The organism is Nocardia sp. NPDC049526, from assembly GCF_044465765.1.
Taxonomy (GTDB): Bacteria; Actinomycetota; Actinomycetes; order Mycobacteriales; family Mycobacteriaceae; genus Nocardia.
This window is the reverse complement of the sequence record NZ_JBITMA010000009.1, coordinates 224768-247865: the sequence shown is the minus strand read 5'-3', so window position 1 is coordinate 247865 and position 23098 is coordinate 224768. Positions and strand designations below refer to the sequence as shown.

At 65.4% G+C, this 23098-nt stretch carries 23 protein-coding genes and 1 other RNA gene; 8 read left to right on the top strand and 16 right to left on the bottom strand.

What is annotated here, in order from left to right:
* Positions 1–20 precede the first annotated feature (20 nt).
* The 5 genes from ACIBW7_RS27845 to ACIBW7_RS27825 all read right to left on the bottom strand — a co-directional run bounded on the left by ACIBW7_RS27845 (position 21) and on the right by ACIBW7_RS27825 (position 3771).
* Complete coding sequence (locus ACIBW7_RS27845; protein ID WP_397051234.1) at positions 21–1013, bottom strand: YncE family protein; 993 nt, start codon at positions 1011–1013, stop codon at positions 21–23.
* Between the two features lie 37 nt (positions 1014–1050).
* Positions 1051–1554: a TrmH family RNA methyltransferase gene (locus tag ACIBW7_RS27840; RefSeq protein WP_397051657.1), complete on the bottom strand. Its 504-nt coding sequence runs from the start codon at positions 1552–1554 to the stop codon at positions 1051–1053.
* A gap of 504 nt (positions 1555–2058) precedes the next feature.
* Positions 2059–2907 carry a helix-turn-helix domain-containing protein gene (locus ACIBW7_RS27835; protein WP_397051232.1) on the bottom strand — a complete coding sequence of 283 codons (849 nt, stop codon included), beginning with the start codon at positions 2905–2907 and terminating at the stop codon, positions 2059–2061.
* Positions 2904–3425 carry a DUF6879 family protein gene (locus tag ACIBW7_RS27830; RefSeq protein WP_397051230.1) on the bottom strand — a complete coding sequence of 174 codons (522 nt, stop codon included), beginning with the start codon at positions 3423–3425 and terminating at the stop codon, positions 2904–2906. The genes ACIBW7_RS27835 and ACIBW7_RS27830 overlap by 4 nt, the downstream gene beginning before the upstream one ends.
* A complete protein-coding gene (locus ACIBW7_RS27825; protein ID WP_397051228.1) occupies positions 3406–3771 on the bottom strand; it encodes a hypothetical protein in 366 nt (121 codons plus the stop codon). Before ACIBW7_RS27825 ends, ACIBW7_RS27830 begins: the two co-directional genes overlap by 20 nt.
* Positions 3772–4902: 1131 nt before the next feature.
* On the opposite strand from ACIBW7_RS27825, the gene ACIBW7_RS27820 reads away from it, so the two are divergent.
* Entirely contained in the window at positions 4903–5148 is a 246-nt protein-coding gene (locus ACIBW7_RS27820) for a hypothetical protein (RefSeq protein WP_397051226.1), read from the top strand.
* A gap of 166 nt (positions 5149–5314) precedes the next feature.
* On the opposite strand, the gene ACIBW7_RS27815 is transcribed toward ACIBW7_RS27820, so the two are convergent.
* Complete coding sequence (locus ACIBW7_RS27815; RefSeq protein WP_397051224.1) at positions 5315–7015, bottom strand: RNB domain-containing ribonuclease; 1701 nt, start codon at positions 7013–7015, stop codon at positions 5315–5317.
* A gap of 17 nt (positions 7016–7032) precedes the next feature.
* The gene (locus ACIBW7_RS27810) at positions 7033–7365 is read right to left on the bottom strand and encodes a hypothetical protein (RefSeq protein WP_040688408.1); all 333 of its coding nucleotides are present in this window, start codon (positions 7363–7365) and stop codon (positions 7033–7035) included.
* Positions 7366–7794: 429 nt separating this feature from the next.
* On the opposite strand from ACIBW7_RS27810, the gene ACIBW7_RS27805 reads away from it, so the two are divergent.
* Positions 7795–8175 carry a hypothetical protein gene (locus ACIBW7_RS27805; protein WP_397051221.1) on the top strand — a complete coding sequence of 127 codons (381 nt, stop codon included), beginning with the start codon at positions 7795–7797 and terminating at the stop codon, positions 8173–8175.
* Positions 8176–8370: 195 nt separating this feature from the next.
* On the opposite strand, the gene ACIBW7_RS27800 is transcribed toward ACIBW7_RS27805, so the two are convergent.
* Positions 8371–9264: a slipin family protein gene (locus ACIBW7_RS27800; protein WP_397051219.1), complete on the bottom strand. Its 894-nt coding sequence runs from the start codon at positions 9262–9264 to the stop codon at positions 8371–8373.
* Positions 9265–9355: 91 nt separating this feature from the next.
* Positions 9356–9772: RNase P RNA component class A (gene rnpB, locus ACIBW7_RS27795), an RNA gene on the bottom strand.
* A 107-nt stretch (positions 9773–9879) separates the two neighbouring features.
* On the opposite strand from rnpB, the gene ACIBW7_RS27790 reads away from it, so the two are divergent.
* Positions 9880–10767, top strand: a complete 888-nt coding sequence (locus tag ACIBW7_RS27790; protein ID WP_357480181.1) for an alpha/beta fold hydrolase — start codon at positions 9880–9882, stop codon at positions 10765–10767.
* A 72-nt stretch (positions 10768–10839) separates the two neighbouring features.
* On the opposite strand, the gene ACIBW7_RS27785 is transcribed toward ACIBW7_RS27790, so the two are convergent.
* The 5 genes from ACIBW7_RS27785 to panB all read right to left on the bottom strand — a co-directional run bounded on the left by ACIBW7_RS27785 (position 10840) and on the right by panB (position 14983).
* A complete protein-coding gene (locus ACIBW7_RS27785; RefSeq protein WP_397051217.1) occupies positions 10840–11766 on the bottom strand; it encodes a CHAD domain-containing protein in 927 nt (308 codons plus the stop codon).
* A gap of 2 nt (positions 11767–11768) precedes the next feature.
* Positions 11769–12731, bottom strand: a complete 963-nt coding sequence (pip, locus tag ACIBW7_RS27780; protein WP_397051215.1) for a prolyl aminopeptidase — start codon at positions 12729–12731, stop codon at positions 11769–11771.
* On the bottom strand, positions 12731–13177 hold the full coding sequence (locus ACIBW7_RS27775; protein WP_397051213.1) for a hypothetical protein: 447 nt from the start codon (positions 13175–13177) through the stop codon (positions 12731–12733). The genes pip and ACIBW7_RS27775 overlap by 1 nt, the downstream gene beginning before the upstream one ends.
* An 89-nt stretch (positions 13178–13266) precedes the next feature.
* A complete protein-coding gene (locus ACIBW7_RS27770; RefSeq protein ID WP_397051211.1) occupies positions 13267–14121 on the bottom strand; it encodes a phosphotransferase in 855 nt (284 codons plus the stop codon).
* 7 nt (positions 14122–14128) lie between these two features.
* Entirely contained in the window at positions 14129–14983 is an 855-nt protein-coding gene (gene panB / locus ACIBW7_RS27765; RefSeq protein ID WP_397051209.1) for a 3-methyl-2-oxobutanoate hydroxymethyltransferase, read from the bottom strand.
* Positions 14984–15167: 184 nt separating this feature from the next.
* Here panB and ACIBW7_RS27760 point away from each other — a divergent pair, with 184 nt between their 5' ends.
* The 3 genes from ACIBW7_RS27760 to ACIBW7_RS27750 all read left to right on the top strand — a co-directional run bounded on the left by ACIBW7_RS27760 (position 15168) and on the right by ACIBW7_RS27750 (position 21264).
* Entirely contained in the window at positions 15168–16706 is a 1539-nt protein-coding gene (locus ACIBW7_RS27760) for an alpha/beta hydrolase (protein WP_397051207.1), read from the top strand.
* Positions 16707–16823: 117 nt separating this feature from the next.
* Entirely contained in the window at positions 16824–18164 is a 1341-nt protein-coding gene (locus tag ACIBW7_RS27755; RefSeq protein ID WP_397051205.1) for a glutamine synthetase family protein, read from the top strand.
* Positions 18165–18252: 88 nt separating this feature from the next.
* Entirely contained in the window at positions 18253–21264 is a 3012-nt protein-coding gene (locus ACIBW7_RS27750) for a bifunctional [glutamine synthetase] adenylyltransferase/[glutamine synthetase]-adenylyl-L-tyrosine phosphorylase (RefSeq protein WP_397051202.1), read from the top strand.
* Between the two features lie 76 nt (positions 21265–21340).
* Here the strand turns inward: ACIBW7_RS27750 and ACIBW7_RS27745 are convergent, their stop codons facing one another.
* Entirely contained in the window at positions 21341–21673 is a 333-nt protein-coding gene (locus ACIBW7_RS27745) for a winged helix-turn-helix transcriptional regulator (RefSeq protein ID WP_397051200.1), read from the bottom strand.
* A 121-nt stretch (positions 21674–21794) separates the two neighbouring features.
* Between ACIBW7_RS27745 and ACIBW7_RS27740 the strand changes: the two genes are divergently transcribed.
* A complete protein-coding gene (locus tag ACIBW7_RS27740) occupies positions 21795–22133 on the top strand; it encodes a hypothetical protein (protein WP_327096773.1) in 339 nt (112 codons plus the stop codon).
* Positions 22133–22774 (top strand): cysteine hydrolase family protein, encoded by a 642-nt coding sequence (locus tag ACIBW7_RS27735; RefSeq protein ID WP_397051198.1) that lies wholly within the window; start codon positions 22133–22135, stop codon positions 22772–22774. Before ACIBW7_RS27740 ends, ACIBW7_RS27735 begins: the two co-directional genes overlap by 1 nt.
* On the opposite strand, the gene ACIBW7_RS27730 is transcribed toward ACIBW7_RS27735, so the two are convergent.
* Positions 22728–23069: a hypothetical protein gene (locus ACIBW7_RS27730; RefSeq protein ID WP_397051196.1), complete on the bottom strand. Its 342-nt coding sequence runs from the start codon at positions 23067–23069 to the stop codon at positions 22728–22730. The genes ACIBW7_RS27735 and ACIBW7_RS27730 overlap by 47 nt on opposite strands.
* Positions 23070–23098: the final 29 nt, after the last annotated feature.

Sequence of the window (23098 nt, the reverse complement as noted above, 5' to 3'; positions counted from 1 at the left end):
CCCCCGCAATCTACCGCGACCTACCTCGATGGCTCGAACTCCAGCAGCACCGGTCCCTGCGGAAGCGGGAAGAAGCTGTGATGGGTGTCCGGATCGACGGCAACCGTGTGCGCGCCGTCGGCGAGATGGCTCGACCCCAGCGCGTTCGTATGCCCCGTACGCTGCTCGAACAGATTCACCCAACCGCTCTCGGCGGCCACATACAGCCGCTGCGCCGAGCCGTCGTAAACCAGCACATCGGGTGTCTGGCCGACGCTGTTCTCGCCGACGACGCTGCGACGGGTGAGATCGACCCTGACGAGACGGGCATTGTCCTCACACCCCACGAACATCAGCCGATCGGCCGCATCCAAGGCCTGGCCGTGCGGTCCGGCGCAGCCGGGCACCGGAATCCGATCGGTCACCGCCAGCGTCTCCGGATCGATGACCGCGAGATCGCCCGTGCCCTGCACCGCGACGACCATGCGATCGGCATCGGCGACGTAGACTACATTGCCGACCTCCCCGCCCAATGGCACTGTGCCACGGATGGTTCCGGTATCCGCGTCGACGACCGTCTCGGTCCCGGCGCGTTGATCCGTGGTCCACACCGTGCCGCGTCGCGAATCGAATGCGAGTCCGTCCGGATAGTCGCCGGTCGGTGTGGTCCACAGGATCGCTCCGGTCTCCGAATCGATGGCCGCGAGCTGGTTGCGTCCTGTCGCGGTCGCGTAGGTCCGCTGCCGCTGCGGGACCGCCAGCACACCGTGCACATCCGGCAGATCCGAGATTGTCCGCACCACCCGATGGGCGCGAATATCGACCTCGACAACCGCGCCCGCACCCATATGCGCCACCCACAGCAGGCCGGATCCGGGATCGAGGCTCATGTAGTCGAATCGGACTGCCGCACCGGGCAAAGCGAGCTGCCCGACCTGACGCAGCGGCAGTGCGTCGGACGGCACGGGAGTACCGCACCCGGTCGCCACCATGACGACCGCGCAGGCCAAGCCCATCCGCCACATCGTTCCCATCCAAGCCTCCCGTGGAGGTGGTCTCAGGCTAGTGAACTCAGCACAGCCCCGCGAGTTTGTAGAGCACCAGCGATCCGGCGACGGCCACATTGAGGCTGTGTCCGGTGCCGACCATCGGGATCTCGACGGCCAGATCCAGTAGTTCGAGCCCTTCTGGGGGGATGCCGGTGGACTCGTGGCCGAGCACGATGACGGTGCGTTTGCGGGCGACGGGCAGATCGGCGAGTCGAATGGATTCGTCGGTGAGTTCTACGCCAACGATGGCTGAACCTCCGTCCCGCTGACGCCGCAGCCACCGATCGACCCGCCCATCGATCCAGTGCACGCACTGGCGGTGGCGCAGCGTATTGCCGTGGTCGAGCGCATCGGGCACCCAGGGCCTTCGCGGTACCGCCATGCACGCACCGACCGCATCACAGGTGCGAAGCAGCGTGCCGAGATTGACACCGTGCTTGGGCCAAAGCGGTGCGGCGAGTAGATGATTCCAACAGCCATGCGAACGCGGACGGCGCTGACGGCGGATTTCGGGGCGGGTGCGCACCCTCGCGGCCGTCACGGGCGCGCGGGAATACCCTTCCCGAGGGAGCGGAAGTCTTGGCAGACAATGAATTCCATCACGATGATGCTTCGCGGCGCATCAGGCCATCGACGTGGCCGGTCAATCTGACAACCGGCCGTGTCGTCCCAGCATACCGCCGGTCCCGTGCATACCCTGGCAGGATTGCGCTGGGGCATCGTCTGCGTGGTTCGTGCGCCTCCTGCACCGAACTTGTCACTGAGCGGTGTTCACCGTGGATTCATTCACACACTCGCGGAATGGCGTAGCCAACCGCCACTACGCGGCTATCGCGGCATCAGTCGTGAGGCCGCACCCGTTGGCTTTCCCTTCTGGGCCACCAGTGCTACGTGGGGTGACCTACGACGGCGCGAGCAGCATCGACGGTTCGGGAAGTCGGCCACCGAGGGCATACGTCAGCTGACTGGGGACCACCGAACCCGCGTGAGCGATCGTGTGCGGGGAATCAAGCCGATAGGCCCCGGTTCGTCATTCCGCAGGCCGCCCGCGTCGTTTATCGAGCGCTGCCCCGATCAACTTCCGTGCAGCGTCACCGGTCACCGACTGGCCAGCAAGCACATCGAAGGCCCTGCCGTACTGGGCTATTTCTCTCGGCTGAGTGACCGTCAACTCAGCCGTGACGGTTTCGACCATGACCCGCGCGTTGTCGAAGATGGTGAAGTTCGTCATGGATACCCGGTACGGCGACCCTGCCGGAACAATTCCGAGAGCTACCCTCGGCATTCCCGCGACGGCCAGCAGCCGGTCAAGTTGGCCGATCATGGTTTGATCGGTTCCCACCGTGGTCAGTAGGGCTTGTTCCGCAATGACGAAGTGGAACTTGTGGTTTCGCCGGTACAAGATTTGTTGGCGTTCCATCCGCTTGGACACGCCTTCGTCAATATCGTTGGGTACCTGCTGGAACTCGATAACGCGTCGTAGAACACCCTCGGCGTATTCCGCTGTCTGGAGCAATCCCGGTATCAGGAACGGGTGATAAACCCGCATGACCTCGGTTTCCGCTTCCAACTTGATAGAGGCTTGTTGTCTCCTTTTGGTGCCAGTACCGAGTACGCGCCGCCATTCGAGCCACGCGGCTTCGATATTCCGCAAAGTGGCCATCAGGTCGGGGATATGGTTTTCAGCGCCTGTATGGGCGCACCAGGCGTGTATATCGGCGTCTGTGGGCTTGGTCTTGCCGTACTCGATTTTCGACACCTTGGTTTGATGCCATCCGGCACGCCGGGCAAGCTCGGTGCCGCTGATACCCGCATCAAGGCGAAGCTCTCGGAGTCGCACCCCGAGAGCTTCCTTAGCCTGATCGAGTGAACTTGTCACGGCTCACTGTACTCAGACAACGGGGTAGCCATAGACCACACCCGTTCTTTGACTGTGCGGATGTACGCGACTATTCGGGGATCAGTGGTTACAGCACCACCAAGCCACTTACCGTTCTCGCCGGGTTCGAATACGGTGAATGCTATAACCGAATCATCAAATATCCACCAATCGTCTACAGTCAATTCGTCAGGTTTGATCAAGTGGCGCGGCAGGTACCGCACATCTTCGCCCGCCTCGACATTGAGATGAGCAACGTGTTTCGCGTACCGGGTGTAATCGTTGTGCGGCACGGTGACTACTCGTGCCCGGTTGACTGCTACGCCCCGATTCGTCGTTTCCCTTACCTGGTCTAGCCAAGGCTGAAACCACTGGTAGTCCTCGGGTTCGTTGTTCAGAAACCGAACGAGTGGAGGGTAATCCGGCGGGTAGTAGTCGTCCCTGACTTCGAGGTGGAACGCTTCGCGCTTGGCCTCTCGGAACAGGGCGTCGAATGCCTCACCCTGCGCTAGCAGCATTGCCGTAGAACTTCCTTTCTAGTTTGAGCACTTCCACACAGGTCTCGTCGGGATAGATGTCCATCTGTGCCAGCGCTTCGGCGTCCACAACGGGTGCGCCGGACAGTGTGAACGTGCCCCGGCCGGTGTCGGTCATGGCGGCACCGATGAACGTGTCCGGCTCAGCGAATCCCAGTAGTAGATGCGGGATCTCGATTCGTTCCGGCGTGCTCGTCTTCCACCCCTGGCAGATGTAGGTGCCTCTGTCGGTGGCGTACAACGAGGGGCATCCTCCGCCCTCGGTGCCGCCTTTGCCAAGGAACTGTAACCGCATGGTTGGGTCTCCAATCGGATCATGCGCGTTCATGCTTCGAACCTCTTCGATGATGCCTCAGTTGCAGCGGTTCGGGTGAGCGAATAAGCGGATATGAGCATGTTCGAGCATGGGCATGGACGCGGTTGGCTTCGGGTTCGTAGCGTCTGAGCTCGCCCCCGTGACATGTGACGCCAACCGGTCACGGGGTGCCTACCAACAGCCGACTACAGGGGTTGCGATGAACGCATACCGAGAGCAATCGCGCAGGGGCACAAGGCTTTACATTTTTCCGGGTGGCGTGCTTGAAGTCTGGGGCTACCGCGACGAAGACGAGTCCCCCGGGATATATCTGGAGTGGTGGGGGCCTGAACCCCCGGCTACCGGCAATGCAGACACAGACGGGCAGTCCGCGTGATAGGGCTCAGCATTGCGTTCGCTGTTCCGCTGGTCGCGTTTTTCGCGGTGGTGTTCTGGCCTCAGCGGATACCGAAAGAGAAGTCCGTACAAGCGGTCCGGGAACGGATCGAACGCGAAGATACGCGTCAGCAAGGCGGTATCTAGGTGACTGACGACGATCTTCCGGAACGTGATCCGGGTGCGAGATTGGGGCTGTTTCTACTCTCCAGCTTTGACGAGTGGGAACCTCCGGTGCCCGATCTTCTAGAGCGAGTTAAGTCCGGACTGAATAATTTGAATCCATCAAAATCGGGGGGTTCCCTTTGAAGACCAATATTGCGCGATCAGGGCTTATCGCTGCGGCCGTGCTGATCGGCATGAGTCCAGCGGTTACGGTCGGCACGGCCACGGCCCGCGCTGCCCTCAGTTGCGATTTCGAGTTCACGCGCAGCGTGCCGACAGTGCTACCGCCCCAGATCACGGGGGATGGCATTGCCGCCTGTGATGTCCCGCCGGACGAACACATAGTTACGTTGTCGCTGGACTATCAAGAGGGTGGTAGGTGGGTTTCTGCCTCCGCCCGTCCCGATTCGACCATTCCACCGCCGTACCGGGCCGGTGGACACTCCTACACGGTGTCGGCTGCGTGCTACGCCGGGAGATGGCGCGTCAGCGTCGGCATACGGGGGAAGATTCAGGGGCACCAGTTCACCTACACCAACGCATCCGGGACCGTGGAGGTACCGACCTCGCAGTGTCACCCCCGATTCTGAAGGAGCCAGAGTTGTGTCTACACCCGAACCGATCGAGTACCCGATAGATCCCGATAACCCGCCGGAATTTCCCGGAACGCTGCCTCGAGAGCTTTCGGTGGCGCTTCGTGATCGGTTGCAGAAGATTGCAGAGGAAGTGAACCCGTACCTCGGTCCAGACCACCGGGCCATAGACGCACTGGTCAAAGCTGCAACAGAGTTGGCGGTAGTCACCTTCCCTAAGTCGGGGCAGTACGCCGAGTACACCCCGGACGAGTGACCCAGGAGGGGATCAGCCACCCCGGCCATTCGGCCATGATCGAAGTAGGCCCCGGTTTTCGCCGGGGCTTACTGCCGGTTGGGGGCGTCGATACTGGACACCCACGCCCGTTGGGCGGCAATCCGTTTCGTGGACGTGGATGGCGCATGAAGCCGACGCGACGGCGTCAGATGGGATAACCGAAGCTGATCTTGCGGGTGGTGGGGTCGGCGGCGACCAAGCGGACCTGGACTTGCTCGCCTTCCGGGGGTGCGCCGATGCAGGGGCCGACTACTGGTGGGTCGGCGATGAAGACCTCGGCGGGGCGGGTGCCGTTGGCTTCGCGTACTACTACGGCTTCGAAAATCGCGCCGCTGCGCTCGGCGAGCAGGGTGGCTTCGGTGAGGTCGATGCAGGCGCGTTCCACTTTGCCCGCGATGCTGTCGCTGCGTTTCATCGACTCGGCGGTGGGGATCAGGCCATCGCGGACCCATTGCGGCACTTCGGTTCCGGCGCAGCGGGCCAGGCAGATCTCAGTGGCGAAACGGTCGGCGAGGCGGCGCAGCGGTGCGGTGACGTGCGCGTAGGGCGCGCCGATTGCGCTGTGCTGCAGATTGTTCACAGTCCGAGCGACGCTCGCCGATTTGGCGCCGGTCCGCCCGCCGCCCGCGCCGGTACTGCCTGGCGCGCCCGCGCCGCCGACGGAATCCGATCCGTCTCGCGAGCCTGCGCCGCCCAGTGAGCCCGCACCGCCCGGCGACTCGGCGTAACCTCCCGACCGCGAATCGCCCTCCAACTCGGCGCCGCCGCCCGCCGCCCGCGCACCATCCGCCGACTGAGCACCAACCCCAGAACCATTCACTCCGGCACCGGCCACCCCATCGAGCACCGTATACCCCGCCCCACGCAGCAACCCGGTCGCCTCTGACATCAACACCAACGTCGCAGGCGCATTCGGATCGAGCCCGGCCAACATTCGACCGACGGACTGTTCCGCAGGCCAGGCAACCCCCAACGCCGCAGCGGTCCTGCGCATCGAATCGATCGCCGAATCAATGGGCGGCGGCATCGTCCGCAGCAATGCGATGCGCTCACCAACACTGGGAGCACCATCGGATCTATTGCCGTTCAACATGATTCGCGCCGCACACATCCCGGTCAGCAAGGAAATCTGTTCGTTCCAGTCATCGGCGGCGGTGCGCGGTTCCACCACCAGACGCCAGTGGCCGACGGCCTTGTCGTCACGGATGATGCTCTGGGCGGGCAGACGCAGCCCGATCGCGCCGCGTACCAGCCCGGCCTCGATGCGCCGCGTGCCGAATTCCGGCAGGGCCGCGATCGAGGGATGCAGGCGGTTCGCGTCGGCGTCGGCTTGGACGCTCGCGTAGTCGAGTCGGGCGCGCGAGCGCACGGTGGCCCGGATCACCGAGAATTGTTGCGGTTCCGCGTTCTCATCGCATTCGATGGTCCAGAGGGCGGCCGGCCTGGTCTGGCCGGGCAGCAGGCTTGCGGAATTCTCCGACAGGATCGGCGGGTGCAGCGGCACGGTGCCGTCGGGGAGATAGAAGGTCTGGCCGCGCGCGCCCGCTTCCTGGGCCAGCGGGCCTGCGGGGTCTACTACCGCACCGACATCGGCGATCGCGTAGTGGACGGTGAAACCGGAAGAGGTGCGTTCGATATGCACCGCCTGGTCCAGATCCATGGCGCCGGGCGGGTCGATCGTGACGAATGGAATATCTGTGCGGTCGGCGCGAGTGCCCGCGAACGCGTCGATCGCGTCGCGGGCCGCCGCGGTGGCCTCGGCGGGATACGCCGAGGACAATCCGAATTCGGATCGAATGGCGCCGAAATCGACCGGCGCCGACACGATCCGCTGGTGGAGTTCCACGCTGTCGCGGTCGGTCTCTACTGCAGAGCCAACATGGTGCCGTTCAATTCATTGAGCGGACCGTACACGGTAAAGGTCACCCGTCCACCCGGGACGCTGGTGGAAACGTCTGCCGCGGCGTCCAGCGCCTGGCCGAACGACGCCGCCGACGGATGCGGCAGACCGGCGATGGCCTGCCCGATGTGGTTCTGGTGCACCCAGGCGGTGTCGGCCGGGTTGAGGTCGACCTGGACCCCACCCGCCAGCGGGGTGACCGCGACCGCCGAGGCGGATCCGGTGCCCAGCATGGCGAAAACCGATGCGGCCCCGGCGATCAGCGCACCGGCGACCAGTGAACGAACAATCCGCATAGAGTTGTGACCTGCTTCCGTGATCGAAGAATGTGAGTTTCGTGGCGGACCGGCAACGGGTCTTACCAACGGCGCCTACTCTATGACGTCGCTCACGTTCTAGGCCAGTTCCAACCGAATCGCCATGCCGGACACGCCGAGCCCGGCGAGGTCACACCCCGACTGCTAGGGTTCCCCGGCGTGGCGGGATCGAGCTTTTCCCGCACATTCGCAAGTGACCCGTACGTCGACAATTGGGAGTTATCCACTGATGTCAACGATTCTTTTCGATTACCTGATGCCTCTGCTCGGTCCCGAGCAGGCGGCGTATTGGGCTCAGGTGTTCATGGTCAACCCGCTCTGACCTCACCGTCAACGATGCGGTTTTCGTCGCCTTCCGTTAACCACACGGGAGGCGACGTTTCCCAAGTGCCGCTAGCATCCCGCTGCGTGACCAGAACTACCGCCGCTATCGCGGCCAGCTCCACCGTCTTCGCCCTGCTCCTTGCCGGTTGCAATGATGACAACGGCTCTTCCGCCGCTCCCGCTTCCGCGACGACTTCGGCGGCCAAGTCCGCGGGCGGCGAGACAATTGACAACGTCAAGGCGGGGACGTTCGTCGTCAGCTACCGCAGCGCCTTCCCCAAGCTCGCCGAGGGCAAAGACGACACCAAAATCCGCGACATCCTGGTCGACACCTGCAAGGACATCAAGGACGGCAAGGGCGAGGACGAAGTCGTCCAGAACGTCATCAAGCGCACGAAGGGCGCCACCGAGGCCTCCAAGGAAGAGGCCCAGGCGATCTATCAGATGGCGAAGATGCTCTGCTGAGCGAAAACGTTCAATCCTTCAGCCACGGAAAGTAATTGGGCAGGTATTTCAACACATACCCCACGGTGATCATGAGAATGATCGCGATCACGGGAATCAGTATGGACATCGGCCCGGTTTCCTTACGTTGTGCTACCGATGCGGTGGTACGGCACGCGATAGTTGCCGTACCCGTATCGGTATACGCCCGTTGTGTTACGGGCGCGTTCCATCTTGTTCGACCGCTGGCGTGTTGCCCTGACCGAGCGTCTGTGTCGGGTCGGGCGGGTTGATCTCCGGTCTGGATTCGGATGGGGTCGAGGTGGACTCGGCGGTAGTCGCCGCGGGCGGCGTACCGCGTTCCAGGAACCGCAGCAATTCCACCGGGAATGGCAGCACCAATGTCGAGTTCTTTTCCGCCGCAACCTGGACCACGGTTTCCAGCAATCGTAGTTGCAGTGCCGCCGGCGATTCCGACATCTGCGCGCCCGCCTGCGCCAACATCTTCGACGCCTGCAATTCGCCCTCGGCGGAAATCACTCGCGCCCGCCGTTCCCGCTCCGCCTCGGCCTGCCGCGACATCGAGCGCTTCAGCGAATCCGGAATCGAGACATCCTTGATCTCCACCCGATCGATATGGATACCCCAGGCGAGCGCCGGGCTGTCGATCATGATCTCGAGGCCCCTGTTCAGCTCCTCGCGATTGGACAACAGGCTATCCAGATCGCTCTTTCCGATGATCGAACGCAAGGACGTCTGCGCCACTTGCCCGACGGCGAACAGATAGTTCTGCACTTCAATCACCGCGCACACCGGATCGATCACCCGGAAATAGACCACCGCGTCGACGCGCACCGTCACGTTGTCGCGGGTGATGCCGTCCTGTGCGGGTACCGGCATGGTGACGATCTGTGTCGAGACCTTGCGCATCCGATCGACGAACGGAATCAGCATGCGGAGTCCGGGATCTCGGGTTCCGACCACCCGGCCGAACCGGAATACCAGCCCCCTCTCGTATTGGCTGACCACGCGCGCGCTCATTGCGGTGAGCACCCCGCCCGCGATCGCCCCCACCCCGAAAATCGCCCCGATAACGGCAAGAATATCCATGGCTACACCCCGTGCGAAGTGCCTGACCGCACCGAATTCCGGCTCAGCGGTCACCTCCATCATGGCACCGGCGAGCACCGGATTGCAGGGGCGGACGAGTTGACCTGTAAGCCGGATCCTGTCCCCGGTTCACACCGGGTGACGGCCATCCATCTGGACACACCGTTGCCGGGTGCCTCGAGCGGTCCACCCGCAGGCTCGGGCGAGCAACCCTCGAACACCTGCGCAGCCGCACCGCGAACGGTGCGACCTTCGACCTTGCTCCGGGCGGGGTTTACCTAGCCGCCCCGGTCACCCGGGGCGCTGGTGCGCTCTTACCGCACCGTTTCACCCTCACCGCACGATCCCGAGGGATCGTGGGGCGGTCTGTTTTCTGTGGCACTTTCCCGCGGGTCACCCCGGGTTGCCGTTAGCAACCGCCCTGCTCTGTGGAGTCCGGACTTTCCTCGGCGACGGGCGGCGGCACTCGCGTGCCCGTTCCCATCACCGCGGCCGCCCGGCCAACTCGTCCGCAGCGTTTAGCCTACTTTGATCTAGGGGTACGTTGTTCACTGGCCTGACCTGGCGACCGGTCGGAGCGCAAGAGTTCGGACCGAAACAGTACGGTGAGGTGCCATGGAACGTGTCGAGGTCAGTTTTCCCTCGGGTAGCGAGCACTGCGCTGCCTGGCTGTATCCCCCCGCCGGCATCCCCAAGCCCCGCCCACTTGTTGTGATGGGGCACGGACTCGGCGCCAACCGGGAGATGGGTCTGGATAGGTACGCACGGCGTTTCGCCGCCGCCGGGATGGGTGTGCTGGTATTCGACTACCGGCATTTCGGGGCCAGTCAGGGTGCGCCGCGTCAGCTACTGCATATCGCCCGGCAGCGCGAGGACTGGCGCTCGGCCATCGCCTACGCACGCACGCTGCGCGGCTTCGACGCGACTCGAATCGCGCTGTGGGGCACCTCTTTCGGCGGCGGCCATGTGCTGTCGGTCGCGCCCGACGACGACTACATCGCGGCCGTGGTCGCCCAGGTACCGTTCACCAGTGGCTGGGCCTCGGCACTGGCAAAGGGCCCGACCAGCCTGACCAAGGTGGCCACCATCGCGGCAACCGATCTGCTCGTCGGTCCGATCCGGCGCAAGCCGGTTCGCGTCCGGTTGGCGGGTCGCAAGCGCTCAGCTGCGCTGATGAGCGCACCCGATGCGCCGGAGGGGTACGGCAGGCTCGCCGATGAGAGCGAGACCTACGAGCCGAAAGTCGCTGCCCGCGTGGCATTCTCGACACTGTTCGATTCCCCTGGCCGCCGGGCCAAGGCGTTGAAGATGCCGGTCTTCTACGCGGTCGCCGACAACGACACCATCGCACCGCCGAAGCCGACCCTGCGCGCGGCCGAACGCACCAAACACGCGATCGTAAAGCGTTACCCGGTAGGGCATTTCGATGTCTACTTCGACGATGTCTTCGAGCAGACGGTATACGACCAGACCGAGTTCCTGGTGTCGGTGCTGCGGCCCTAGGCCCGTTTCGAAGTGCGGTGTGGGTGGAACCGCAAACGGTGCCACCCCACAGTGTGTAATGACGAGAGCCGGTCACCCCGATACGAACGCGGCTGCGGCAGGGTATTTGGCCAGCGCTTCGCCTGCCGCGATTTCTTCGGCGTCGGCGAGCAATTCGTAGATGGTGGCGTTGACGCCGGTGGCGTGGGTTTCGGCGGCGCGGGCGAGGATGGCTTCGCGGGATTCGACGGCGTCGCGGTGGTCGCCGAGTACGGTTTGCAGGCGTTTGGCCTCAGTGCCGAGATCCTTTGCGGCACTGCTGAGTACATCGATCGCGCCCTCGCACGAGTAGCGCAGGCGCTTGGCGCCCTTGCGGATATCGTGTAGCAGTTCGACGCGTTCGGCGGGGGAGACGGCGGGTTCGGCGTAGACCAGTCGCTGTAAGCGCTTGCGGTCCTTGCGCAGGATGCGTTCGAAGACCTCGGCGGCGGGCTGCCTCGACTTGTCGGCATCGAGGGGCGGGTCGGTGCGCCAGGCCGAAAGACGGTGGCGCAGTGCGTGATAGCGATGGTGATCGAGGGCGTCGAGGATCTCGGCATGCGCGCTCCGGTACCGGGCTCGCTCCGCGTCGACCAGATCGGTGCGCACATACTCGGTGGTGCCGGGCACATAGCCGGTGCCCGCCGCTCTTGGAACCGCCGATTCCGTTGCGAGCCGGGCGAATTCATCCTGTGGCGCGTGTGCGGCCAGCAGTGCCGCGAACCGTTCCGCTCGCACCTCCGCATCGCGGGCAACACCTAGCAGCTCGGCCAGCCACTTCAGTTCGTCCTGCATCTCGGCGATCGGCGTGGCCTCGAAGAGCGTGCGGTACGAGCGCAGCACGCTGCGCAGTCTGCGCGTCGCGACCCGCATCTGGTGTACCGAATCCCAGGCGTCGGCGCGGACTTCCGGTTCGGCGGCCAGCAGCCGGTCGACGTCGTCGCGCAGCGCCGCGACGATGGCGGTTCCGGCCGTGACCATGGTCAGCTCACTTTCGCGAATCCGTCGGTCGCCTCGACGAGATGGTGGGTGATTCCGGGTTCGGCGGCGGCGTGACCGGCGTCGTCCACGATGTGCAGCACCGAACCGGGCCAGGCGCGATGCAGTTCCCATGCGCTGGTCGCCGGGCAGACGACGTCGTGGCGCCCCTGCACGATGACGGCCGGGATGTGCGCGATCTTGTCGATATCGCGCAGCAGTTGTCCCTCGTCGAGGAATCCGCCATTGACGAAGTAGTGGTTCTCGATCCTGGCGAAGGCCAGCGCGAACCGCGGCTGGGCGCTCTCCTGCACCCGATCCGGGTGCGGCAGTAGCGAACTCGTCGCGCCCTCCCAGGTGGACCAGGCGATGGCGGCCGCTTCGGCGACCTGTTCGTCGGGGGAGTGCAGCAGCCGGTGATACACCTGCACCAGATCGCTGTCGCGCTCGTCCTCCGGAACCGGGGCCAGGAACTTCTCCCACTCGTCGGGGTAGATGTTGCCCGCGGCGCCGTTGTAGTACCAGTCGATTTCCTTGCGCCGCAACAGGAATACCCCGCGCAGCACCAGTTCGGTGACCCGCTCCGGATGCTGTTGCGCATAGGCGAGTGCGAGTGTGGAACCCCAGGAGCCGCCGAATACCTGCCAGCGGTCGATGCCGAGACGAATACGCAGCGCTTCGACATCGGCGATCAGATGTGCGGTGGTATTGGTCTCCAGACTCGCACCGTCCGCGATATGCGGGGTGGATCGTCCGCAGCCGCGCTGATCCAGCAGCACGATCTTGTAGGCGGCCGGATCGAAGAACTGCCGGTGGAACGGTTCGGTGCCGCCACCGGGTCCGCCGTGCAGGAAAACTACGGGCTTGCCGTCCGGATTGCCGCTGACCTCCCAGTACACGGATTGGCCCGCGCCGACGTCGAGCATGCCGGTTTCGTACGGCTCGATCGCGGGGTAGAGGGTTCGCATCAGAAGGCGATTCCCGAAGCCAGATCCGGCAGTTCCAGCGCCTCGATCGCCTGCTGGTGTACATCGGCGCAGCTCTTGGTGGTGATCCGGTCGATCATCGCCTTATCGGCGAGCACATGGCCGTTGATGCCGCCATTGCGCAGTGCCCATTCGTGCACCAGCGCATTGAGCCCGATCCGGCCCAGCGTCGGACCCTGTACCCGCCAGTTCGACAGCTCCGGGCGGATCATGTCGCACAGCTGGGTGGCCGACGCATCGGAGATCTCCAGGGTCGTCGGTGCGCTGGTGGTCTTGCCCGCGCTGGTGGCTGTCGCCGATCCGGTGGTCGAGCTCGAGCTACCGGTGGGCGCCGGGCTCGAGTCGCTCCCGCAGGCGGTGAGTGCCGCGGCGGCGAATAGGCCCGCCACCACTAGCGTGCTGCGTGAAATCCAACGGGGTTGCGGCATCGGTACCTCTGCTCGTGTCGGCATTGTCGGCTTCGAGTCTGCCATTGTTTGCCGCGCCTGGCCCGCGCGAGTTTGCTGGGCGCCGCCGATCAAACCGGGCCGAAGCCCGCGCGCAGATCGTCGAGCAAGCCCTGCAGGAAGCGCGCAAACCGCGGTGGTGACGCGTCGATGGTGCGCCACGGATGCAGGGCGACCAGTGGTGCCAGCCGGTCGACGAGGGCGATTTCGGTGTCGGAGATGGCGCACGACTGCTGCCAACGGTCCAGGTATCCCGAGCGGTACGGACCGCGCAGTACGCGCCAGGACAGCAACGGATGGGTGATCACCGCATCGCCCCAGTCGAACAGCATGTCCGAATCGGTGAACACGTTGCCTGGATGGAGATCATTGTGTTCGATGCTCTGCCTGCCGAATTCGGCAAGCGCCGCGGCGTCCTCGGTGATCGCCGCGCCGAGGCCGGGAAGGCGTGGCTCGAAATGCCGATACACCGTGATCAGTTGGGCAGGCGGCAGATACGGCGTGCCGGTGGCGCGCAGCTCATCGATGTGATCGCCCATCGCCAGCTGGAGGTCGGCGTAACGGCCGACCAATTCGGTCCACGCGGCTGCGGAATCCCGCGCGGTGGCACCACCGTCAGGACTGAGCAACCAGCCGTGATCCGGTTGCACCGCAAGCGGTTCGAGGACACTGCCGGGCCGCAACCGCGCCAATGTCTGCAGCAGCGGACCCTCGTGCGCACCGGCGCGAGCATTGGCCTTCAACCACATCGGACCCGCATCGGTCGGGATGCGCACAATCAACGACCACGCCCGCCGCCGCGTTTCCTCCGGCGGCCCGACGATTTTCACGCCGCGATCGGTGAGAACTCCCGTGGCCCAGTCGAGCATCGGTTGCACGGGTCGGCCGAGCAGTGCCGCTGGTGCGTGCACTGCTCGGCCGGTCATCCTGAACTCAGAAGCTGTGTTCGGGGCCGGGGAAGGTCCCTCGGCGCACCTCGTCGGCGTAAGCGGCTGCGGCGGAACGCAATTCATCGCCGATCCGGCCGAACCGCTTGACGAACTTGGCGGTCTTGCCGCTGGTGAAGCCCGCCATATCCTGCCAGACCAGCACCTGCGCATCGCATTCCGCGCCCGCGCCGATGCCGACGGTCGGGATGGTCAGCTTGCGGGTCACCTGGCCGGCCAGTTCGGCGGGCACCATCTCCATCACCACGGAGAACGCACCGGCCTCCTGGACCGCGATGGCATCGGCGATGAGCTGCTCGGCGCCGTCGCCGCGACCTTGCACCCGGAAACCACCGAGGGTATTGACGCTCTGCGGGGTGAAGCCGATATGCGCCATCACCGGAATACCGGCCGAGGTGATCAGCGCGATCTGCTCGGCGACCCGCTCACCGCCCTCCAGCTTGACCGCGTGCGCACCGCCCTCCTTCATGAACCGGGTGGCGGTGGCCAGTGCCTGCTGCGGCGAGGTTTCGTAGGTGCCGAACGGCAGATCGGCCACCACCAGCGCATGCGGTGCGCCACGGACCACGCCGCGCACCAGCGGGATGAGCTCGTCGACGGTGATCGGCACGGTGGTGTCGTAGCCGTAGACGACGTTGGCGGCGGAGTCGCCCACCAGGAGCACCGGAATTCCGGCTTCTTCGAAGATGCGGGCGGAGGAATAGTCGTAGGCGGTCAACATCGACCACTTCTCGCCATCGGCCTTCATCTGCTGCAGATGAGGTACCCGCGTCTTGCGCTTGGCCGGCTTGGCAGCGGGGGCAGCGCCGTAGGCAGGGGTCTCCGATTCGGATACGGACATCATCGTCCCTTTCGTGGTTGTCGCCTCGAGGCCCGTCCGGGTCCCCGGGTTTGTGTGACGAAACCAGTCTGCCACCCGTGCGATCGCGACTTAAGTGCGATGACGGTGCATTTGGTCACAGCCGTATCCGCGCCGCCGGGCGACCGTACGCACGGGCTCGCACGGCAATGGCAGGATCTTCGACATGTCTGTGGTGCGGAATGGGTCGCGTGGTGTGCTGGTCGCGGTGGCGTTGGCGGTGGTGGCGGCCGGGTGCAGCGCATCCACGGATGAGCCGGGCAATGCGTTACCCACTCCGCCCCAGGGCCTCGAGAAGTTCTACAGCCAGAGCGCGAACTGGGGTTCCTGCGACGATTTCGGCTCCCCGGACGACCGCCCCGCACCCAATACCGAATGCACCCGCATCACCGTGCCCGTCGACTACACCAAGCCGGACGGCGCGACCGCGCAGATAGCGCTGTCCCGAATTCCGGCCAGTGGCAAGCGGATAGGCTCACTGCTGCTCAATCCGGGCGGGCCGGGCGTATCGGGTCTGTCGATGGCGGGTATCGCGGGCAAGACGCCGCTGGCCGAGCGCTTCGACCGGGTCGGCTTCGATCCGCGCGGTGTCGGCTCCTCGATCCCGACCATCGCCTGTCTGACCCCGCAGCAGAACGACGCCGAACGCGCCGAACCGCCGACCGACAACAACCCGGAAGGCATCGCCAAGGCCGAGGACGAGAACCGTCAGTTCGTCGGTCACTGCGTCGAGCGCACCGGTACCGAATTCCTGGCCCACGTCGGCACCCGCGAGGTGGTGCAGGACATGGATGTGATCCGCGCCGTCCTCGGCGATCCGAAACTCAGCTACCTCGGCTACTCCTACGGCACCAAGCTCGGCTCGGCCTACGCCGAGAAGTTCCCGGACAATGTGCGCGCGCTGGTGCTCGACGGTGCGGTGGACTCCTCCCAGGATCCGGTGCAGGAATCGCTGCGGCAGGCGGCGGGCTTCCAGCAGGCGTTCGACGCCTATGCCGCGGAATGCGCGAAGCAGGCGGACTGCCCGGTCGGCACCGATCCGGCCCAGGCGGTCGCGAAGTTCCGCGCGCTGGTGAATCCGCTCGAGACCAAACCGGCCGCGACCACCGATCCGCGCGGACTCAGCTACAGCGACGCCATCACCGGCGTGCAGCAGGCGCTCTACTCCGATGATTTCTGGAGGGTGCTCACCCTCGGTCTGTCCGAATTGCGCGACGGGCGTGGCGACACGCTGCTGAAGCTCGCCGATCTCTACGACGGCCGCCGCGACGACGGCAGCTACGACAACACGCAGGAGGCATTCAACGCCATCCGCTGCGTCGACGATCCGCCGATCAACGATCGTGCGGTGGTGGGCCGACAGGACGCCGAATACCGCAAGGCGGCGCCGTTCCTGGACGACGGCCGCGGCACCGGGACCGCACCGCTGGAACTGTGCGCCGTCTGGCCGGTGCCGAACACCAGCACACCGCACAAGGTTTCGGCGCCGGGTCTGCCGAAGACGGTGGTGGTCTCGACCACCGAGGATCCCGCGACGCCGTATCAGGCCGGTGTCGATCTGGCCGACCAGCTGGGCGCCGCACTGATCACCTACAAGGGCACCCGACACACCGCGGCACTGGTCGCCGGTGATCAGTGCCTCGACGACGCGGTGATCTCCTACCTCACTGATCTGAAGGTCCCGGAGGCCGGTCTGACCTGCTGACCGCCCCGCTCACAAGGCGATCTTGCACCCGGTGCGTTTTCATTCCGAATGATGGGATTGCAATCCCTAAGCGTGTATGTAACACGGATTTAACGCCGGGTGCTTACGCTCGGCGACATGGATCGCCAGAAGGAATTCGTGCTGCGGACGCTCGAAGAACGGGATATCCGCTTCGTGCGTCTCTGGTTCACCGATGTGTTGGGCTATCTGAAGTCCGTTGCCATCGCTCCGGCGGAGCTAGAGGGCGCCTTCGAAGAGGGCATCGGCTTCGACGGCTCGGCCATCGAGGGCTTCGCCCGGGTGTCGGAGGCCGATATGGTGGCGCGGCCGGATCCCTCGACCTTCCAGGTGCTGCCGTGGTCGACGAGTAAGGGGCATCAGCACTCCGCGCGCATGTTCTGCGATATCACCATGCCCGACGGTTCGCCGTCCTGGGCCGACCCGCGCCATGTGCTGCGGCGTCAGCTCAACAAGGCCGGTGACGTCGGGTTCAGCTGCTACGTGCACCCGGAGATCGAGTTCTTCCTGCTGGAGAATGGCCCACAGGACGGCCGCCAGCCGACTCCTGCCGACACCGGGGGGTTCTTCGACCAGGCCGTGCACGACTCCGCGCCCAACTTCCGGCGCCACGCCATCGACGCGCTGGAGTCCATGGGCATCTCGGTGGAGTTCAGCCACCACGAGGGCGCACCCGGTCAGCAGGAGATCGACCTGCGCTATGCCGATGCGCTGTCCATGGCCGACAACGTGATGACCTTCCGCTACCTGATCAAGGAAGTGGCCATCGACGAGGGCGTGCGCGCGACCTTCATGCCCAAGCCCTTCGCGCAGTACCCGGGCTCGGCCATGCACACCCATATGAGCCTGTTCGAGGGTGAGGCCAACGCCTTCCACGATCCGGACGATCCGATCAACCTCTCGGGGACCGCGCGGGCGTTCATCGCGGGCATCCTGGAGCACGCCCCGGAGATCAGCGCGATCACCAACCAGTGGGTGAACTCCTACAAGCGACTCATCCACGGCGGCGAGGCGCCGACGGCGGCCTCGTGGGGGCGGTCCAACCGCTCCGCGTTGGTGCGGGTGCCGATGTACACCCCGAACAAGTCCTCCTCGCGCCGCGTCGAGATCCGCAGCCCAGATTCGGCCTGCAACCCCTACCTGACCTTCGCCGTGCTGCTCGCGGCCGGTCTGCGCGGCATCGAGAAGGGCTACACGCTGCCGCCGGAGGCCGAGGACGACGTGTGGTCGCTGACCGTCGCCGAGCGGCGCGCCATGGGCTTCCGTGAGCTGCCCGGCACACTCGACGAGGCGCTGCAGGCGATGGAGCGCTCGGAGTTGGTCGCCGAGACGCTCGGTGAGCACGTTTTCGACTTCTTCCTGCGCAATAAGCGCCGGGAATGGGCGGACTACCGCAGCCAGGTGACGCCGTACGAGCTGAAGGAGTACCTCGGCCTCTAGCCGGCTAAACCGGCGCAGTCGGCTACGTTTGCGACTCTTTCCACCCCGGCCGGGTGGAAAGAGATGATCGGCCATCTAAGTTGGACTTATGGTCCGGCCGCCGTCTGCTCGTTCAGCTGTCCCTGGTGTCGGTCGGCTCGGCTTGCTCGAGCCGACCGCCGCCGCCTCGTTACGAGAGTTGGCTTGGGACAATATCGACTCCATTCCGGTGCTGTGGGCGCTGTCGCGCGCACCCGATGCCGATCTCGCACTGCTGACGCTGACACGATTGCGGGCTGCGCTCGGCGAGGACTGGTCCGAGCTCGATTCGACACTGCGGATCGATACTGCGTTGCGCGGCAGGCTTTTCGCGCTCATCGGATCGTCCAGCGCATTCGCCGATCATCTGGTCGCCGACCCTCCCGCATGGCGAATTCTGCTGCGGGACAAGCTACCCGCTCGCGAGGAGTTGATCGCGGACCTGTTGGCGGCTGTGCAAGCAGTACCGGCCGAGAGTCCGCACGCGGATGCCGTGCTGTACCGGGCCGAGCTGTCCGGTCCCGAGGCAATTCCACTGCTGCGCAATCGATATCGCGATCAGCTCATGCTCTTGGCCGCACTCGATCTGGCGGCCACCGTGGAGAACGAGCCGGTGCTGCCGTATCAGGTGGTCGGCCGTCATCTCACCGATCTCGCCGACGCCGCATTGACCGCCGCGCTGGCGGTGGCGGTGGCCAGGGTCTGCAAGGACGAGCCGGTGCCGGTGCGGCTGGCCGTGGTCGCCATGGGTAAGAGCGGTGCGTGCGAACTCAACTACGTCAGCGATGTCGATGTCGTCTTCGTGGCCGAACCGGCCGATGCCACCGCCACCCGGTTGGCCGCCGAGATGATGAGCGTGGGCAGCACGGCCTTCTTCGAGGTCGATGCGGCACTGCGGCCCGAGGGCAAGGCGGGCGCGCTGGTGCGCACCCTGGACTCGCATATCGCCTACTACAAGCGCTGGGCCAGGACCTGGGAGTTCCAGGCACTGCTCAAGGCGCGGCCGATGACCGGTGACCTGGCGCTGGGGGAGCAGTACCGCGACGCGCTGATGCCGATGGTGTGGACCGCCTCCGAGCGCCCCGACTTCGTCACCGATGTGCAGGCGATGCGACGCCGGGTGGAGGATCTGGTGCCCGCCGATCTGCGCGAGCGGGAGCTCAAACTCGGCCACGGCAGCCTGCGCGATGTCGAATTCGCCGTCCAGCTACTGCAATTGGTGCACGGCCGGGTAGACGAGACGCTGCATGTGCAGGGCACCGTGGAAGCGCTGACGGCGTTGGCCGCGGGCGGGTACGTCGGCCGCGACGACGCCGCGAATCTCACCGCCTCCTATGAATTCCTGCGCCTGCTCGAACACCGGCTGCAGTTGCAGCGGCTCAAGCGCACCCACACTTTGCCCGCCGCCGATGACGAAGAGGGCATGCGCTGGCTGGCGCGCGCCGCCCATATCCGCCCGGACGGACGCCAGGACGCGGTCGGCGTGCTGAGCAATGAGATCCGCCGAAATGCGGTGCGGGTGCGGCGATTACACGCCAAACTCTTCTATCGGCCGCTGCTCGAATCGGTGGTCAAGATGGATCCCGACGCGCTGCGGCTCAGTCCGGACGCGGCGATCCGCCAGTTGGCGGCACTCGGCTATGCGGCCCCGGAAAACGCGCTCGGACATCTGAAAGCGCTCACCGGCGGGGTATCGCGCAAGGGCCGGATTCAGGCGCTGCTATTGCCGACGCTGCTCGAATGGCTCGGGGACACACCGAATCCCGATGCCGGACTGCTCGCCTACCGGCGGGTCTCGGAGGGGCTGGACGATCAGATCTGGTTCCTGCGCGAATTGCGCGACGAGGGCGCGATCGCCCAGCGGTTGATGATCGTGCTCGGCTCCTCGGAATATCTGCCGGATCTGCTGATCAATGCGCCGGACACGATCCGGATGTATGCCGACGGGCCGGGCGGACCGCTGTTGCTCAGCCCGCAGCCGGAGGACGTTGCGCGCGGGATCCTTACCGCGGCGGCGCGCTACGACGATCCGAAACGTGCTGTGGCCGCGGCTCGCTCACTGCGCCGGCACGAACTGGCGCGGGTGGCCTCGGCCGATCTGCTCGGCATGCTGGATGTGCCGCAGGTGTGCCGGGCACTGTCCTCGGTCTGGGTCGCGGTGCTGGAAGCGGCACTGCGCGCGGTGATTCGGGCCGGCGAGGTCGAACTCGGGGCGCCGGCACCGGCCGATTTCGCGGTGATCGGCATGGGGCGGCTGGGCGGCATGGAACTCGGCTACGGCTCCGACGCCGATGTGCTCTTCGTCTGCGATCCGCGCCCCGGCGCGGACGAGACCAAGGCCGTGAAATGGGCGATCGGCATCGCCGAGAAGGTGCAGCGGTTGCTCGGTGCGCCGAGTACCGATCCACCACTGCAGGTCGACGCCGGACTGCGCCCGGAGGGCCGCAACGGCGCGCTGGTGCGCACGCTGGCCGCCTATGCCGCCTACTACGAGCAGTGGGCGCAGCCTTGGGAGGTGCAGGCGTTGCTGCGCGCGCACCAGGTCGCCGGGGACCAGGATCTCGGTGTCCGGTTCCTGCGCACCATCGATAAGGTTCGCTATCCCGAGGGCGGTGTATCGGCGGAGGCGGTGCGCGAGATCCGCCGGATCAAGGCCAGGGTGGATGCCGAACGCCTGCCGCGCGGTGCGAATCCGGCGACCCACACCAAACTCGGCCGCGGTGGTCTCGCCGATATCGAATGGACCGTGCAGCTGATGCAGCTGCGCTACGCCGACGATGTGCGCGCACTGCACAACACCTCGACGCTGCAATCCCTCGATGTCATCGAGCAGACCAAATTGCTTGCGATCGAAGATGTTTCGCTGCTGCGCGAAGCCTGGATCACGGCGACCAGGGCGCGCAACGCACTGGTGCTCGTCCGCGGCAAGGCCGCCGATCAACTACCCGGCCCAGGCCGTCTACTATCGGCCGTCGCCCGGGTCGCGGGCTGGCCGAACGACGACGGCAGCGAGTTCCTGGACAACTACATGCGCATCACCCGCCGTGCAAAAGCGGTGGTGGAGCGCGTCTTCGGCGGCTGACACGCGCCGACAACAGTCGAAAGGTGGTTCTCGGCGGGCATGGCGGCCGCCATTCGACTACCGTCGGCGAGTTCGCTCAGGGCAGGGCGATACCGGCGCGGTCGGCGCGTTTTCGGCCCCATTCGTAGAGGGCTGTCAGGACCGGGACCAGGCTCCAGCCTTCCTCGGTCAGGTCGTATTCGACCTGGGGCGGCACAGTGTCGAAGGTGGTGCGGCGGATCAGGCCGTCGGACTCCAGGTCGCGCAGTTGCTGGACGAGCATTTTCTCGCTGGTGCTCGGCATCAGGCGCCGCAATTCGCCGTAGCGGCGCACGCCCTCCTTGAGGTGGGCCAGGATGACCGGCTTCCATTTGCCGTCGATGAGATCGACGGTCACCTCGACCGCGCAGTAATAGCGCTTCTCCGGCATCGCTGGCCTCCCGGTACTCACCAAAAAGTGCGTTCTTGTAACACTGTAATCATCGGGCTTACATGGAACTCGCACTGCGGCGCGGCCGCATCACATTCTGCAGACATGGAGTTCGATTCCCGTGAAAGTCATCGTTTTCGACAGCTTCAAGCCCGGCGTGACGATGGAGACCATCACCCCTTATCTTCCCGAAGAGGTCGCCAATGTGTGGCGGCTGTGGAAGGCGGGCATCGTGCGCGAGAACTATGCGCGCGCCGATGAGCCGGGCGTGGTGATCGTATTCGAGGTCGACAGCGTCGAGGAGGCCAAGCGCTATGTCGCTGATTTCCCGCTGACCAAGGCCGGTCACCTGGAATGGACCTACGTTCCGGTGCAGGCCCCGTTGCCGCTGGAGGCGCTGATGGATCCCTCCGTCGACGTCGCCGAGCCCTATGACAGGACGAAGGTGGGGTCGGCCTGATGCAATACGCCTACGGTCTGAGCATTCCGCAGACCCTCGCGGATGCCTGCGATCCGACCAGGATGGCGCTGATCGTCTACGACATGCAGGTCGGCATCGTCCGGCAGCTGCCGGACGGCGACAAGATCGTCCAGACCTGTGTGCAGCTGCGGGATGCAGCGCGGGAGAACGGTTTTCGCGTCTTCTACACCCGGCATATGTCGCTGCCGCCCGCAGCGGCCGGTGTCGCGCAACTGCGCACGGCCATGGAGTGGCAGCGGGTCGACAATCCGAACGAGGTGAATTCCAGCTTCCCGCAGGGGTCGCCCCAGTATCAGCTCGTCCCCGAGCTGACACCCGGTCCGAACGAGGTGGTCATCGATAAGATCACCATGTCCGCCTTCGCGGCGACACCGCTCGATATCGCCTTGCGCGACTTGGGCATCGACACCTTCGCCATTGCGGGCATCGCTCTGGAGGTCGGCATCGAACCCACCGTCCGGCACAGCCTGGACCTGGGCTATCTCCCGATTCTGGTGACCGATGCCTGTGGCGCGGGCCATCCGGCCGCGGCCGAACGTTCCTTGGCCACACTGGCTTTCGCCGGTGGCTCGCTCACCACGGACGCCGCGACGCTCGTCGAGCGGATGCACCGCCACTGAGCGGAAGCCGCGCCGGGCCGAGCGCGGTCAGCACCTGGAAGCGGCGCACGAATTCCCGCAGCGCAATGCGGTCCTCATCGCCGGGCGGGCGGTACCCCCGCTCGGCGGTGACCGAGACCGTGCTCCCCGCGCGCACCCGCAGCTCGTCCCAACACGACGGCAGCACCGGTGTCAGCACCGTGTGCCCATTGCAGCTCACCGTGATCCGCGAGGTGAACCGGCCCGCGATGTCGGCAAGATCTTCGGCCGCGTCCGCGGTGAGCGCACCCGTCGCCGTGAACTCCTCGACATACATCGCGACCACCTCACTCTCTGCTGGCCAGT

Coding starts and splice junctions, on each gene's coding strand:
- ACIBW7_RS27845 (WP_397051234.1), bottom strand. CDS start 1,013: ATGGGAACGATGTGGCGGATGGGCTTGGCCTGCGCGGTCGTCATGGTG.
- ACIBW7_RS27830 (WP_397051230.1), bottom strand. CDS start 3,425: ATGCTGCTAGCGCAGGGTGAGGCATTCGACGCCCTGTTCCGAGAGGCC.
- ACIBW7_RS27825 (WP_397051228.1), bottom strand. CDS start 3,771: ATGAACGCGCATGATCCGATTGGAGACCCAACCATGCGGTTACAGTTC.
- ACIBW7_RS27810 (WP_040688408.1), bottom strand. CDS start 7,365: ATGCGGATTGTTCGTTCACTGGTCGCCGGTGCGCTGATCGCCGGGGCC.
- ACIBW7_RS27800 (WP_397051219.1), bottom strand. CDS start 9,264: ATGGATATTCTTGCCGTTATCGGGGCGATTTTCGGGGTGGGGGCGATC.
- ACIBW7_RS27790 (WP_357480181.1), top strand. CDS start 9,880: ATGGAACGTGTCGAGGTCAGTTTTCCCTCGGGTAGCGAGCACTGCGCT.
- ACIBW7_RS27785 (WP_397051217.1), bottom strand. CDS start 11,766: ATGGTCACGGCCGGAACCGCCATCGTCGCGGCGCTGCGCGACGACGTC.
- pip (WP_397051215.1), bottom strand. CDS start 12,731: ATGCGAACCCTCTACCCCGCGATCGAGCCGTACGAAACCGGCATGCTC.
- ACIBW7_RS27775 (WP_397051213.1), bottom strand. CDS start 13,177: ATGCCGCAACCCCGTTGGATTTCACGCAGCACGCTAGTGGTGGCGGGC.
- ACIBW7_RS27770 (WP_397051211.1), bottom strand. CDS start 14,121: ATGACCGGCCGAGCAGTGCACGCACCAGCGGCACTGCTCGGCCGACCC.
- panB (WP_397051209.1), bottom strand. CDS start 14,983: ATGTCCGTATCCGAATCGGAGACCCCTGCCTACGGCGCTGCCCCCGCT.
- ACIBW7_RS27760 (WP_397051207.1), top strand. CDS start 15,168: ATGTCTGTGGTGCGGAATGGGTCGCGTGGTGTGCTGGTCGCGGTGGCG.
- ACIBW7_RS27755 (WP_397051205.1), top strand. CDS start 16,824: ATGGATCGCCAGAAGGAATTCGTGCTGCGGACGCTCGAAGAACGGGAT.
- ACIBW7_RS27750 (WP_397051202.1), top strand. CDS start 18,253: ATGGTCCGGCCGCCGTCTGCTCGTTCAGCTGTCCCTGGTGTCGGTCGG.
- ACIBW7_RS27745 (WP_397051200.1), bottom strand. CDS start 21,673: ATGCCGGAGAAGCGCTATTACTGCGCGGTCGAGGTGACCGTCGATCTC.
- ACIBW7_RS27735 (WP_397051198.1), top strand. CDS start 22,133: ATGCAATACGCCTACGGTCTGAGCATTCCGCAGACCCTCGCGGATGCC.
- ACIBW7_RS27730 (WP_397051196.1), bottom strand. CDS start 23,069: ATGTATGTCGAGGAGTTCACGGCGACGGGTGCGCTCACCGCGGACGCG.